The following is a 14,194-nucleotide window of genomic DNA, read 5'->3' on the forward strand; positions in this document are numbered from 1 at the left end:
CGATTAAGAAATACTACATAGCAACTGATCAGAGATTTCGGCGCGGAAGGTCTCGGATTCATCAAAGGTCTGGAACGGCTTCCAGTTGAATCCATTCATCAGGGTCCAAGCGTGGAAACGGATACTGCGCATGGGGTCGTTGACCCCAATGTCAGGCAACGAAGGACTCGAGATAATCAACGAATGGCTACCGTATGTCAGCGACCAAAATCCAAATACAAATTCCTCGCAAGTCATCGATTCGGGGAGGACGAGATCTTGATTTGCAACAGCGTCGCGGACGATCCCGGCGACAATCGACATCGATCTAAACTCGCACTTTTGAATCAATTCTTGCCGCTTTTCGGATGATTTTTCCCAAATAATCGTGTTCCGGAGCATCTGTTCGACGGCAAAATGTTCCCGGCACGTACTCGCATACATGTCACATGCACAACCAATCGCGGTCAGTCTTAGTCGAGGGACGTGGCTCGATCGCGAAGCCTGCTCGAACATCTTTGCACGTAGTTCCAGCGATTCGACGGCTAGGGCCGCTACGATCTCTTCTTTATTAGGAAAATGATTGTAGAGCGTACCTTTGGCGTATTCCATCTCGGCCGCCAGACGCTCCATACTGAGCGATGGGAAGCCTTCCTTTACCAGGATGGAACGCGCCAATGCAAGAATCTGCGATTCCCGCTCCAGAATTTCACGTTGCTTGCGCGACAAAGTAACCATAAGTCAATTATTGACGACGCGTCAAGAAAGTCAAGATCAGTCTGTGGGTATTTGTGAGCATGCTTCCAGCGATTCGGCGAGCGCAAGGGCAAGGTCCAGCCCGATCGCATTATCTGCCCTCTGGCAGTGAATTGAAGTTGCGGTGTCGGCGCGGAACAGCGTTGCTGGTCGTTCGACGCCGGCGATTCCGATGGGCATAAAGATATCTTGCACTCCACATGTCGCGGGATGCGAACCAAACACGATACGCGGAATGTCCTCCAAGCCAACGTCGCTTGCTTGAGCTGACTCTTGAAACTGGATTGCGACGGTCGGCACGGCAGGCATCGACAAATCTTCGACAAAACGGGCTGCGGAATGCAACCAAGGGTCGTACGTGGCGACATGTCCTCTAAATCGAATGCGGCCTGGGAAGCCGGTGAGCCAAGTTGCTGTCTGTTGAAATGTCCCCGTTTCGCTCGCCAGTGGCAGCGAAAGTACTCGTTGCGTATTGCTTGCGTTGCGAATTGCTTCGATCAAGCATCGATAGAATTCGCTGTCCCAATGGCGATAGAGGCCAGTGGGCCACAAGACGACTGGGTAGACGCTGGCATCCATCATCTGTGTGATCGTAGACTTGCCGTTGACGAGTAGCTTGCCACGGATAAGCGGTGCAAGGTCACGGTCGAGGACGTTCCAACGAATTGTGTCACTAAACAATGCTCTGCAATTTTGTTCCACATCCTCTGAAAAGTTGCCGAGTAACAAGAGCGTGCGTTTTTTAGTTGGGTTGCAATCCAGCAATCGCTCCAGCAAAAGTGGATAGGCTAGAAACAATCGATCACACCCGAGCAAGACAATGAGGTCGGAACGGTTCGATGCTTCTGAGAACGTCGTGCTATCGAAACCGAGCGACTGGACTGCTTTGATCCATTCGAAGCTCGCATCGGTGGAGCTCAAATCGAGAGTTGCGTCGAGCTGCCGCGCTAGACGGACTGCGATTCGGGAGAGTTCAACAGATTGAATGTGCCCCGTTACGAGTACGTGTTGCGCGCCTCGCAGTCGCTCAGTTGCGGCCTGTACAGCGTCGGAGGCGAGCGCAACGACGCCACCGATTCGACAAGAGTTTACTGTTCGGGCGTCTTGAAGCGATTTTCGCAGATCGCAGTGCGCTAGCGCATCTTTGTGTTCGAAATGGCACAGCAGCGAGCAATGCGTACAATGCGCCATTCGAGTTACATTCAGGGTGAAAGGATTTGACTAGATGCGTTCTAGGACGGCGTCAGCCATCGCTTGAGTGCCGACCGTTGAGGTGCTGCCGCGAGCCAGGTCGGCGGTACGTAGTCCGGCAGCGAGCACACCTTTGACAGCGTTTTCGATGCAGACGGCTTCCTGCTCCAGCTTCAAAGAATGGCGCAGCAGCATCGCGGACGCCAGAATCGTTGCCAACGGATTAGCGATACCTTTGCCGGCGATATCGGGCGCTGAACCGTGGATTGGCTCGTACAACCCGGGGCCATCTGTACCAAGCGATGCGCTCGGGAGCATGCCTAAAGAGCCTGGCAGCATCGATGCTTCGTCGGTGAGGATGTCTCCAAACATATTACTGGTTACAACAACGTCGAAACTGCGGGGCCGAGAGAGCAGGTGCATGGCCATCGAATCAACTAATACAACTTCGTACTCCAAATCGCTGAACTCTTCTTTCATCAGCCGAGCGGATACGCGCCTCCACAGTCGGCTTGCCTCCAGTACGTTTGCCTTATCAACCATCGTCAATTTCTTACGGCGGTTGCGTGCCGCTTCGGCGGCCATGCGAACGATGCGTTCAACTTCCGGGGTCGTATAGACGGCCGTACTAAACGCTCGCTCCACACCTTCGGAAATTGTTTCACAGCCCGATTCGCCGAAGTAGAGACCACCGGTCAGCTCGCGATAGAAAAGAATATCGGTGCCTTCCACGATTTCTCGTTTTAATGGCGAAGCGTCGACAAGTTCATCGAACGTCACGATGGGGCGGAGGTTTGCAAACAAGCCAAGTTCTTTACGGATCTTCAAAAGGCCTGCTTCAGGTCGAGTCTTTGCAGAGGGATCATCCCACTTAGGACCGCCAACCGCACCAAGTAGAATAGCATCGCATTTCTTGCAAGCTTCAACGGTCGAGTCAGGTAGCGGGTTTCCGGTTTGATCGATCGCAATTCCGCCAATCAAATGTTCGGACATATCGAAGCGGTGAGCGAACTTTTCGGCAATTTTTTGCAAGACACGCGCCGCTTGGGCCGTAACTTCAGGACCAATACCATCTCCGGGGAGCAGTACGATTGATGCTTGCACAGCTAAATTTCCTTGTCGATCTGAAAAAATTGATGGGAGTGACGTATGATTTGGAGTGTTCCAAGCCACTGCGAAGAGTCTCCAGCGAAGTCGCATTTATAGCCGACCCGCACAAACTTCACCAGAACGCTTCCGCCCTAGTTTTTCTAGCACGATTCGATTGCGGTTCGCTCATGTTTGTATGCAACTTGTCTACTCCCAAAGTGGTCTTGCCCAGTAGCTTCCTGCAGTGATATGAAGCGAAACGACTAGGCAAAACGGCTCGGTTGGTTTAAGGTTCCAGCTTAAAATCCAGCTTCTTAACATGACGTGTACAAAGACGGGTTCGGAATGGTCGCGACTATCATCATCATTTTCGTAGTGGGTTACCTCGCGATCGCGCTGGAACATCCTCTACATATCAACAAGGCACCGACAGCGATTTTGACAGGGTGCTTGTGCTGGACTCTGTGCGCATTGAATGTTGACTCGTTATTGCCAATCGAGCAAGTTCCTGAGTCATTCAAGATGCAGCTCGCAGAAGCGCACGCTCACGGTCCCGCGTCTGACCCCGACGCCGATGATCCACAGGTACCGCCAGCTGTCGATTCCGACGCAACCAACCACACGGCATCGGTAGTGCCCGCTTCGGATGTTGAATCGGGCGCGAATATTAACCGAGAGTACTTGATCGAAGGAGAGCTGGCGCACCATCTTTATGAAATCGCGAGCATCCTTTTTTTCCTGATGGGGGCGATGACCATCGTCGAATTGGTCGATGCCAACGAGGGATTTGCTCTTGTCACCAAACGCATCAACGCGACCAGTAAGGTCAAGCTGATTTGGATCGTCGCTTGGTTCACGTTTTTCCTTTCTGCGGTGCTTGATAACTTGACGACGACCATCGTCATGGTATCTCTCTTGCGAAAGCTAGTGCACGATCGATCAACGCGTGCGGTCTTTGTCGGTATGACCATTGTGGCGGCGAATGCCGGAGGCGCTTGGTCTGTTATTGGCGACGTTACCACGACCATGCTATGGGTGAAGCACAAGATTACTCCCATCGCCGTGATGCAGCAGCTTTTTTTACCGAGTGTTATGTGTTTGCTCGTTCCCTTGCTTGTCTTATCAAGAACGTTGAAGGGAGATTTGGTGCAAGTAAAAGCATCCGACAATCAACACGTCGACAAGACTTTGACGCCATTTCATCAAGGGCTGTTTTTGATCTTGGGCGTTTGTGGTTTGATCAGTGTACCAGTCTTCAAGAGTGTGACGCATTTGCCACCTTTCATCGGTATGATACTTGTCTTATCGATTCTCTGGATCGTCTCGGAACTCATCTCGCACACCGTCGACGAACGCACAAGAAGCTCGACGGGCGTACTGCATGTGTTGCGTAACATTGACATGTCCAGCATTTTGTTCTTCCTAGGAATCTTGTTGGCCGTTGGGGCTTTGGGATCGATTGGGTTGCTCGGTCAGCTAGCGACTTGGTTGAGCGATACGATTGGAAACCAGTCGATAGTTGCGATCATCATCGGGCTCTTGTCGGCGATCGTGGACAACGTCCCGTTAGTCGCGGCGGGTATCGAGATGTATTCCTACCCCGAAGACTCTTACTTTTGGATGATGTTGGCCTTTTGTGCAGGCACTGGCGGGAGCTGTTTGATCATCGGATCGGCGGCGGGAGTCGCCGCGATGGGGCTAGAGCATATTGAATTTGTTTGGTATCTACGCAAGATTGGCCCGTGGGCACTGCTTGGATATTTTTCTGGTGTTATAACCTTTTTGCTACAATCCCAAGTGTTTAGCATGTTTGGTTAAAATGTCGCCGACGCGATCTTGCCGATACTCGCAGAGCGGTTAGATTTATTGAGAAGTAGTTCCCAGCATTCGTGGCTGGGGAGCAAGGTCAGCAGTTCAGTTGGGTGATTGAAGAAAGTCAGGCTCCGGCAATAACTGTCGTCGGGCCGCAATTCGTGTTTCGATGAACTCATCAATCATCCCACCGGCTTTCGATTACGCTTCAGCGACAAAGTACTTATTTGATCGTATCAATTACGAGAAAGTAGGTCAGAAGTCTTACAGCCAAAAGAACTTTCGTTTGGCTCGAATGCACAAGTTGCTGGCAGCCATTGGAAATCCGCATCGCAAATACCCGATCGTTCATATCGCTGGCACGAAAGGCAAAGGCTCGGTCGCTTGGTTGATCGCTGAAACGCTGCGTCACAATGGGCAAAACGTTGGGCTGTACACTTCCCCTCATCTGACCCGCTTGGAAGAACGTTTCGTCATCGCGGGCGTGCCATGCGATGAATCCGAGATTGTTGACGGTGTAAATCAGATTTTCCCGATCGCCGAATCGCTTACTGCAAACGGTGATGGTAAGCCAACCTTCTTTGAACTTACGACGGCCATCGGATTTCTGATGTTTGCCAATCGGAATGTTGATATTGCCGTAATTGAGGTAGGCTTGGGCGGTAGGTTGGATTGTACAAACGTCTGCGTGCCCGCCGTGTCTGTGATTACTTCGATCAGTTTTGACCACCAACAACAGCTTGGAAACACCATACCAGCTATCGCGCAAGAAAAAGCAGGAATTATCAAACCTGCGATACCTGTTGTAAGTGGTGTCTTGGATCCGGAAGCGCAACAGGTCATTCGCCGGAAAGCGGCTGATTGTGGAAGCGAGCTCCGTCAGCTTGGCGAAGATTTTTCGACGGTCATTCGTGGATCTACGACGGCCGAATCTCAAGATATGCAAGTGGGTTCGGCTAGCTTCAATTCGCCGAGCAACATGGTCATCGATTATGAAGTCGACTGTGATCGCTGGCCTCGCTCGAAGCCGCGGCCTAACTTGACGATACGGATGAAGGGGGCTCATCAAGCGTCGAATGCGGCGACCGCAATTGCGGCGCTCGACGTTCTATCGCAACGCGTGCACCTCGAGATTTCCGATGAAGCAGTGGCGGAAGCGATGGCGACCACGCAAGTTCCCGCTCGAATGCAATTTATTCCGGGCTCGCCGCCCATCATTCTCGATTCCGCCCATAACCAAGCATCTATCGGAGCGATGCTCGACACGCTCGACAGCTATTGGCCTCGCGATTTAGCGCGTCCCAAGATTCCTCGTGTGCTTGTATATGCGGCAAGCAGCGACAAGGAATATCAGAAGATGATTGAGATGTTGCTACCATCGTGCGACCAACTGATCTTAACTCAATACCATTCCAACCCGCGTGCGGTCGACTGCCAGACTTTGCGAACCGTGGTCAAGAAAGTTGGAAGTCAATTGGTGGAAGAAGCTCTTGAGTCGAAGGTCGATCGACTGCTCGCTCAAACGCACATTTGTTCTTCACCGTCCGAATCCCTACGCCTTGCCCGAACCTTGGCCGGCACACGTGGCCTTGTCTGTATTACAGGGTCGTTCTTCCTCGCTGCAGAGATAATGGCAGCCATGCGGATTGAGAGATTAAACGTTTAATAGCGTTTCGCATTTCCGTGCAAAGCCTACGTTTCTGACGAACTTCTGAACGCGGAAGTTTCTTTCTAGCCGCTTAATCGCTACGACGCGCACAAACCGTCCATGTTGCGAATTACCTAATGCCGTGTTTGCAACATTTTTCGCGTGTTTCTCTACTGCAACTTAGCTTTATTGTCGTGAGCTAGCCGCGCGGTTGCATCGAACTTCGAAGCGATCTGGATGCGGAAAGCAATTGAGAAACCCTTGGTATCAAAAGTCCGCGCAGTTCGAAATGTTGCTTACTACAAACAATGGCAGATGGAAAAAGCGCAACCGCTGCGGCGCTGCCGTCGTCGAGCTAGCTGTGTTTGCTCCAATCCTGGTCGCTTTTTGCTTTGGATCGCTGGAACTAACGTTTTACATTTTTCTCAAACAGTCACTAGCTACTGCGGCTTACGAGAGCGCCAGAAACGCGGCAAGTCCTGCGGGAACGGCGTCGAGCGCGACCGAAGAGGGTACACGGATTTTTGATGAACGCCGAATCGTCGGTGCCTCACTCAATTTCAGTATGCCACCGGAAAGTTCAACTCCCGGCCAGATATTGACAGTTACCGTCTCAGCCCCAATGTCTCAAAACACTTACCTTCGAACGGGGCTTTTTTCACCGAAGACCGTCGCCGTGTCGGCGTCGATGGTACGTGAATAGGTCAGTCCTAAGATAAACCAGACCGAACATGAAGAATCGAAATCCTTTACGACAAAAAAGACATCAGCGGCCCTCGCGGCTCGGTGCGTTAGTCGTTTTCCTTGCCATCAGTTTGTCCGTATTCGCAACATTTTCTGCCATCGCAGTCAATGTGGCCTACATGCAAACTTCGCGCACGGAATTGCGCACGACGGTCGATGCTGCGACGAAAGCCGCTGCACAAAAGCTGAACATGGGCGGAAGTGTTGCGGAAGCTCGACAAGTCGCGATCAATGTGGCTGCGATGAATAAGATCGCCGGCAAAACCTATAACCTGCCGCCTGACGCTGTTATTTTTGGTAATGCCGCTCGAAATGGAGCAGGTCTATTTACATTCAACGAAGGTGCCACACCCATCAACGCAGTGAAAGTGCGCGTCGATCGATCGTCGGCCTCGGGAAATAGTGGAATACCAACTTTCTTCGGCGGCCTGTTGGGAGTCAGCTCATATGACATCGCAGAAACGGCCGTCTCTGTAAAATCTGATCGAGACATTGCATTGGTCATTGATCGCAGTGGGTCGATGATGTGGCGGTTAGATCAAGACGGAGTCTATCCGTTTTTTCATAGCGAGTTCACGCCGCCTAGTTTCTTCAGCAGTCGTTGGGCTGCGTTGCGTAATGGCTACACAATTTTTGAACAAGCACTGAATGCGACGACAGCCGTCGAAAAAGTTTCGTTAGCGTCTTATGCCACCGATGCGACCGCTGACTTGGATTTTACATTTTCGCTTGGCAGTATTTCGGCTTCGCTAGCTGCTCGCGGAAGTGCGCCTATCAATGGCTGGACGAATCTGGGAGATGGAATGACCGTTGGCCTTAACCAACTTAAAAATAGCCCCAACGCACGCTTTGACGCGGTCAAGACGATGGTGGTGTTAACAGATGGAATTCCAAACGTCGGTCGAGATCCTATCGAAGCTGCTACGGAGTGTGCCGCAGAAGGTATCGTGGTTCACGCTGTATCGTTCGGTAACTTCGCAAACACCGCCATCATGCAACAGATCGCCGACATTACGGGCGGAACATACTACAACGCACCCACAGAATCAGCTCTAAAAGATGCATTTCGTCAAATCGCCGCTGACTTGCCGATCCGACTCGTACAGTAAGTATTGCCGATTGCGAACTAAGCATCGAATTGTAAAAAGAGTAGTGTAGTTGAAAACGATTGAACCATGATTCGTATTAAAAAAGAGCGTTCCGGACTTGTTTCGCTAGAAATGGCCATCACCATACCCATCGTGCTGATGATGTTTATGGGCACGATCGAATTTTCTCGCGTAGCAATGTTGCGGCACACGCTTGATAATGCCGCCTACGAGGCCGCCAGAGCAGGCATTGTCCCGGGCGCAACCGCGGATCAAGTAAGAGCAGAAGCAACACGAGTGCTTTCTGTTGTACGCGCATCGGATTTTGTCGTCGAAGTGTTTCCCGAAGAAATTACGGATAGTACCGATCAACTGTCGATCGTCATTACTGCACCCATACGCACAAATGGCTATGGGTTGAGCCGTTTTTTTGGCGATGCAAACTTGGTCGCTAAATGTACTAAACCACGTTTGACGATCGCCGCGGTAGTGCCAACTGCAATACCTGCAGCGGTGGCTGCGGCTGCGACTTCTACATCTACTTCAGAAGTGCCCGATCCTCCGCCGGCTGTCCCGTAAAGCGAACGCGATAAGCTCTGCGATGGCTGGTCTCGCTGGACAGCAATTACTTCGACGTTTGGTCGACGCTGTTGGACACACTACCGTTTTGCGGTTGGTTTGTCTGGTCGAGCGACAAGTTGGAACGGGACAGGTAATCGGTGAGCGATACAGGCAAGGAACGCAGATGTAGATCGCGCTGAGGGAATGCGATTTCAATTCCTGCTTCAGAAAACATCTTATTGATCGTTGTCAGCAACTCATGTCGCGTTTGCAGACGCTGATCCAAAGTTTGTAAGAAAAAACGCAATGTAATCTGTAGCGTGCTATCGGCAAAGTTCTCAAAGAACGCAGTCGGTGTAGGATCCACCAAGACGTTTGGATGTGCCGCACAAGCGTCCAGCAAAATCTTACATGCTAGCTCGGTGTCCGACCCATAAGCAATCCCGACTGTGATGACCGTGCGGTTTGTTGAATCGGAAAGCGTCCAGTTGAGCAAACGTCCCGTAATCAAATCCTTGTTAGGAACGATCAATTCTTGGCGGTCCCAGTTTGTGATCGTAGTAGCACGCATGCGGATTTTTGCAATCGCACCACTCGTGTCACCAATTGTTACGACGTCACCGACTCTAATCGGTTGTTCGAACAATAGGATCAATCCCGAGACGAAATTGGCGAAGATCTCTTGAAGACCAAATCCAAGACCGACCCCCAATGCAGCGACTAACCATTGAATACTGGACCAGCGGACGCCGATATAATTAAAGGTCATTGCGATGCCGACCATCAATAGTGCATAGCGAGAGACGGTGGTTATTGCATAGCGCACAGCGTTTTCAATTGGTAGGTGCTGCAGCAACGCAATCTCCAACAACCCTGGCAAATTGCGCGCGGCAAAGGCCGTTAGCACTGCGATCGGAATTGCAAACAGGATGTTCGAAAGCGTGATTACTTCCGTGACAGTACCAGCGGCATCCTTAATATCCCAAATTTGAATCCGATCTAAGGCATTCACAGCGGGAAGCACGTCGCTCCAAATCAGGCTGAACGAAACCATGGCGGCTACGACTGCGCAAGCTGATACAAGTCGCATTGTTTGCGCATTGATTGCTACCAAGTCGACTGAATTCTGCTCGTTTCGCATCTCATTGCGGAATTCAGTACTTCGAACATCGTGCATACCACTGGCGACAGGAGTATTGGCCGTTTCACGTTGGGCGTCTTCCAAACGTTGCCGCGCTTGTGCGATCGCAAGCCGGCGTCGGCTGAGCAGCAGCCAGCGCGTTGCCAAGCAGTAGACAATGAAAATTCCAACCATCGTGATCGCAGTCCGGTGGCAAAGTATTGCGAGTCGTACTGACGTGTAATGGTAACCAAGTGCCGAGCCACACGCGAGCAGAAGCGGTATAGAGATTAAACCGATGAACCAAACGTACCTCAACCGGTCTGCCCAGCCACCACCGTGACGTGCAATGTATTCGCGAAGTGCGCCGTGCGTCGGATGGAAGATTTTAGCGATGGCAAATGCAGAGATTACCATGAGGATGATGTAGGCAAATCGCCCCAAGGAATTTTCCCATACCTCGTCGCCCCCTTCGAAGACCATAGCTACGATGGCAACGAGCGGCAACGAAAGGTCGATGAACCAGCGCAGATGTCGCCGAAAAAGTGCCGTCGCTCCACTGGCCCAATTGAGATGTTTTTCAGCCAGTCCGCCGGCCCGACAAACTTGCCTTAACACTTCGATGACGAAGAAAAATCGCGCAGCTATGGCCAGCCCAAAACCAAACTGCTGTACAAATGGCTGAGCGTTATGTGCTCCGTAAAGACGAAGGCCAATGTAGGCCATCAGCGCAGGCCAGGGCGAGCTGATCAGAAGGGTCAATAGAACTGTTTGAAAGGTGGGCAGGTAGCGCATGTTGCTCGATTTGCTCGCCGCTTCACCCGCTTCTCGAATCTTGTTGCGCATTTTGCGAGTGTTGAACACGAGCACAATCCAGCCGATGACAAACAGTATTGATTCGGTTAGCCGGGCTCGAAATTCAGCTACTAGTGCAATGCCCACCATTTTCCAGGAATCAAAGTCACAGATCCATGAAAGCGCAGGCCATAACTGTTGGGCATAGGATTTGTTGATCGGTTCCGTTGATCGAATCCACAACACGTGCTGGTCAATGATTTGCCGATACGCTGTAACAAGTTTGATCATGTCATCTTTGCGATCAGAAATATTGATCAGGTCATTAAAGAAGTCGTCGGCGTCCTTCTGAAAATCGTTGATCAGTTCGATTTCTTTCTCTTGAACCTTGCTTAATTCTTCAGAGCTGCCCTCCTTCAGGGCGCTCTGCCGGCTCTTCCAGTCGTTAAGCTCGAGGTTTAATCGATCAACGTCCTGCATACGAGTCTGATAGCCTTCCATTTGCTGCTGTAACAGTCGAAGGCTGGGCAACTCCGTCCGCTGGCGACGGAGCATAAGTCCGATCCAGCTATTTAAGCCGCCCAATTGGCTTCCGGAACTCTTTTTAGTCCTAGAATCAATTCGGGACGTCATTTCTTTCTTGCGTTCATCCCACAGCTCATAGCGAGCTTGCGACTGCTCGAGTTCAAGTTGGATCTTGCGGTCTTCTAAAACGATTTTCCGCCATTCGAGCCAAGCCCTGATCATATTCTCCGCGCTCGCGCGATCGCTCGCGGAAGGCGAATTGGCAAGGATCGACTCTGCAAATTTGCGGTAGCTATCGATCTTGGTTTCGCGGCGGCTTTCAAGTTCAGCTGTGATTTCTTTGATCTTTGCATTCAGCAGCTTCTCATCTACTGCGAGGACTTCCTTCTGCAGTGGCAGTAATTCAGTTTCCGCTTGGTAGGCTCGCATCTCTTGCTCAAGCATGCGTACCTGTTCCATGCTGGCCGACAGACGCGCGCGTAAAAGTGTGTTTTTGGCTTCAGAGATCTGTGGATTTGCATCTCCATTCGAACGCGCTGCCAGATCCTCAGTGATCTTCGCCTGCAATGCTTTTTCTTCGCTAATGAGACGCGGAATTTTTCCTTTTTGCACTTCACGTGCGGCTACCGCTGTGTCAATCGAACTTTTGCCATCAATGATCGACTGCATCGCCGTCTGCTGCTGCTGTAACATCGATTGCAGATCTTCCTGCTTCGAAGTTCGCAGGGCGAAGGTCGTCATTGACTCGAGCTTCGGCGGGTTTTCTTTGCGACGTTTGTAGTCAGCAATTGCACCCGGGGCGGCTTCCGCCTTGGCCGAAAACTCCTTGGCTTTCTTTTCGCGCTCATTTCTCAACTGCAATTCGGCGAGAATCATATCGTAGTGTTTGATAAGCTCGTCACGCACTGACGCCTCAAGTTCAGTGCTGGTTGCCAATTGCTGTTTTCGAAGTTCGACGAGCTCGATTGATATCGGTGATTCAATGCTGTTCGTAGACGGAGTTGCCGATACGGCTGGCGAAGCGCTCCCGGCGGCTGGAACGTTGGCGTTTGTCGGCGGTGCCACCGCGTTCTCGGTCGCAGTTGCTGGTTCGGTTGCGGAAGCAGGCAATTCGCTGACTTCAGCTGTAGTGCTGGTTTCGTCTGGCTGACGAGCGGCGAGTTGAACCGTTGCCGTTGATGAACGTGGAACGCGATTCAATCCCGCGGTGTCCGAACTGCTGTCACTATCTTCAATCTTCCGATCCGAAATCGCAGTAGCTTGTTCGACGCCACTTGCCCCATTGTCAAAATGAACGGCATTTTGGACACCGTTGTCGTCGGGTAACTGCGGGAGCGTGGGCGAAAAGACTTGCACGCGTAATGATGGAGGAGCTAGCTCTGGAGCAGCTTCTGGTAAATCTCGTTTGAACGGATCAAATGTTGTCGAGTCTGCCGAAACAGTCAGGTCAGGGATGTCAAAAATCCAGGGACTCGGAGGTGGGGGCGCTTCGAGGACATTAAATCTGCCATCGATGATCGCGCCGTGTGTTGGCTGACTGGATTGTGCTGCCAACCGACCACTGTTGGCTCCCGAAAGGATACAGACGAAGCTAAACGCGACTGCAATGGCGGTTCTAAATCGTGGTCGGTAACTTGGACGTGTCGCTTTACTCGCGGCCATTACTATACTCAATCGAATGAAGTCGGGACGCGGCGTGCAGATGCTCAAACCGCCTTGTGCGTTTTAGCCAAATTACCATCGCGACATCAATATGAGGCGGCGAATTTACCGCATTCGGATCCTTTAACTTTCTGAAACAACGGACATATCCTTAATAGTTTCGTGGCGATTTTGTAAGATTATGCGACCTTAGCACCTCGTAGAGGCGTTCAGAGCGTTCCTGGTTCCGATTGCTCCGTTAAGCCAGCTAAAATTGCTTTGCAATATTTAAACCGAGAATTGGCGGACATCCGAGCCGGAGTAAACTAAGGAACTGTTCGCTCCAACGCACTCTTCCGCCATTTTGAGATTTCTTGCGACGATGCCCATCCAAAAAGCAATCATTACCGCTGCTGGCCCCGGTCAAAATACCCTTCCGTTGCAAAGGTTAGTCGATCGCGATGGCGTCGAGAAATCTGCTCTGGAAATGATTATTGAGGAAGTTGACTCGGCTGGAATCGAGGAAGTGGCCATTGTAATCCGCGACGGAGATCAAGACGCCTATCGATCCGCAGCTGGTCGACTGGTTGATCGTCTCGAATTTTTGATTCAAAGAAAGCCGCTCGGCTACGGCGATGCAATATTATGCGGTGAGGATTTCGCCGATGGCGAGAGCGTGCTTCATCTGGTTGGCGACCATATTTATATCAGCCATTCTGCCGTGCGGTGCGCGGAACAGCTTCTCCAAGTTGCTCGGACGCATAACTGCTGCGTATCTGCAGTTCAACCAACGCGAGAATCGATGCTACCGTACTTCGGTGCAATCGGTGGTCAGCGTCTCCCAGGCTTTGATGATCTATTCGATGTAAAAATTGTTCTTGAGAAGCCGACTCCAACTCAAGCGGAACAATACTTGACGACGGCCGGTTTCCGCAGCGGGACCTATCTCTGCTTCTTTGGTATGCACGTTATAACGCCGGGGATTTTCGAAGCGCTTAATGAGCTCGCCGTGACGTTCGATCGCCCCGTAGCGTTGTCCGAAGCTTTGAACCTTGCTGCTTCTCGCGAGCAAGTCCTTGCACTTCAGATTGAAGGCCAGCGACACAACATTGGCGTTAAGTACGGTTTGTTACAAACGCAACTTGCACTTGCTCTTTCTGGGGTTGATCGAGATCGCATCCTTCGCGAAATGATTGAACTTTTGTCAGCACATCCGTCGAACCTTGCGTTGGCCAAGTAAACCGT

General features: G+C 51.4%; 10 protein-coding genes. 6 read left to right on the forward strand and 4 right to left on the reverse strand.

All coding sequences use genetic code 11. The features are described from left to right. Nucleotides 1-3 precede the first annotated feature (3 nt). The 3 genes from SH451x_RS11815 to leuB are packed head-to-tail and all read right to left on the reverse strand — an operon-like array spanning nucleotide 4 to nucleotide 3,030. A complete protein-coding gene (locus SH451x_RS11815) occupies nucleotides 4-717 on the reverse strand; it encodes a TetR/AcrR family transcriptional regulator (RefSeq protein ID WP_479362658.1) in 714 nt (237 codons plus the stop codon). A 36-nt stretch (nucleotides 718-753) separates the two neighbouring features. Beyond that, a complete protein-coding gene (locus tag SH451x_RS11820) occupies nucleotides 754-1,926 on the reverse strand; it encodes a molybdopterin-binding domain-containing protein (RefSeq protein WP_479362659.1) in 1,173 nt (390 codons plus the stop codon). A gap of 30 nt (nucleotides 1,927-1,956) precedes the next feature. After that, the gene (gene leuB, locus SH451x_RS11825) at nucleotides 1,957-3,030 is read right to left on the reverse strand and encodes a 3-isopropylmalate dehydrogenase (RefSeq protein ID WP_479362660.1); all 1,074 of its coding nucleotides are present in this window, start codon (nucleotides 3,028-3,030) and stop codon (nucleotides 1,957-1,959) included. Nucleotides 3,031-3,360: 330 nt separating this feature from the next. On the opposite strand from leuB, the gene nhaD reads away from it, so the two are divergent. The 5 genes from nhaD to SH451x_RS11850 all read left to right on the forward strand — a co-directional run bounded on the left by nhaD (nucleotide 3,361) and on the right by SH451x_RS11850 (nucleotide 8,886). Next, entirely contained in the window at nucleotides 3,361-4,833 is a 1,473-nt protein-coding gene (gene nhaD, locus SH451x_RS11830; RefSeq protein WP_479362661.1) for a sodium:proton antiporter NhaD, read from the forward strand. Between the two features lie 163 nt (nucleotides 4,834-4,996). After that, entirely contained in the window at nucleotides 4,997-6,493 is a 1,497-nt protein-coding gene (locus SH451x_RS11835; RefSeq protein WP_479362662.1) for a bifunctional folylpolyglutamate synthase/dihydrofolate synthase, read from the forward strand. 271 nt (nucleotides 6,494-6,764) lie between these two features. Next, entirely contained in the window at nucleotides 6,765-7,178 is a 414-nt protein-coding gene (locus SH451x_RS11840) for a TadE family protein (protein ID WP_479362663.1), read from the forward strand. Between the two features lie 28 nt (nucleotides 7,179-7,206). Then, nucleotides 7,207-8,328, forward strand: a complete 1,122-nt coding sequence (locus SH451x_RS11845) for a VWA domain-containing protein (RefSeq protein WP_479362664.1) — start codon at nucleotides 7,207-7,209, stop codon at nucleotides 8,326-8,328. Between the two features lie 66 nt (nucleotides 8,329-8,394). After that, nucleotides 8,395-8,886, forward strand: coding sequence for a TadE/TadG family type IV pilus assembly protein (locus tag SH451x_RS11850; RefSeq protein ID WP_479362665.1), 492 nt, complete (start codon nucleotides 8,395-8,397; stop codon nucleotides 8,884-8,886). A 46-nt stretch (nucleotides 8,887-8,932) separates the two neighbouring features. On the opposite strand, the gene SH451x_RS11855 is transcribed toward SH451x_RS11850, so the two are convergent. Further along, the gene (locus SH451x_RS11855; RefSeq protein ID WP_479362666.1) at nucleotides 8,933-12,970 is read right to left on the reverse strand and encodes a mechanosensitive ion channel domain-containing protein; all 4,038 of its coding nucleotides are present in this window, start codon (nucleotides 12,968-12,970) and stop codon (nucleotides 8,933-8,935) included. A gap of 361 nt (nucleotides 12,971-13,331) precedes the next feature. On the opposite strand from SH451x_RS11855, the gene SH451x_RS11860 reads away from it, so the two are divergent. Further along, nucleotides 13,332-14,189 carry a sugar phosphate nucleotidyltransferase gene (locus tag SH451x_RS11860; protein WP_479362667.1) on the forward strand — a complete coding sequence of 286 codons (858 nt, stop codon included), beginning with the start codon at nucleotides 13,332-13,334 and terminating at the stop codon, nucleotides 14,187-14,189. Nucleotides 14,190-14,194 lie beyond the last annotated feature (5 nt).

The organism is Njordella aestuarii (assembly GCF_056494165.1).

What these genes read in the sequence shown, in the direction of transcription:
- SH451x_RS11815 (WP_479362658.1), bottom strand. Translation starts at nt 717, where the DNA reads ATGGTTACTTTGTCGCGCAAGCAACGTGAAATTCTGGAGCGGGAATCG.
- SH451x_RS11820 (WP_479362659.1), bottom strand. Translation starts at nt 1,926, where the DNA reads ATGGCGCATTGTACGCATTGCTCGCTGCTGTGCCATTTCGAACACAAA.
- nhaD (WP_479362661.1), top strand. Translation starts at nt 3,361, where the DNA reads ATGGTCGCGACTATCATCATCATTTTCGTAGTGGGTTACCTCGCGATC.
- SH451x_RS11835 (WP_479362662.1), top strand. Translation starts at nt 4,997, where the DNA reads ATGAACTCATCAATCATCCCACCGGCTTTCGATTACGCTTCAGCGACA.
- SH451x_RS11840 (WP_479362663.1), top strand. Translation starts at nt 6,765, where the DNA reads ATGTTGCTTACTACAAACAATGGCAGATGGAAAAAGCGCAACCGCTGC.
- SH451x_RS11845 (WP_479362664.1), top strand. Translation starts at nt 7,207, where the DNA reads ATGAAGAATCGAAATCCTTTACGACAAAAAAGACATCAGCGGCCCTCG.
- SH451x_RS11850 (WP_479362665.1), top strand. Translation starts at nt 8,395, where the DNA reads ATGATTCGTATTAAAAAAGAGCGTTCCGGACTTGTTTCGCTAGAAATG.
- SH451x_RS11855 (WP_479362666.1), bottom strand. Translation starts at nt 12,970, where the DNA reads ATGGCCGCGAGTAAAGCGACACGTCCAAGTTACCGACCACGATTTAGA.
- SH451x_RS11860 (WP_479362667.1), top strand. Translation starts at nt 13,332, where the DNA reads ATGCCCATCCAAAAAGCAATCATTACCGCTGCTGGCCCCGGTCAAAAT.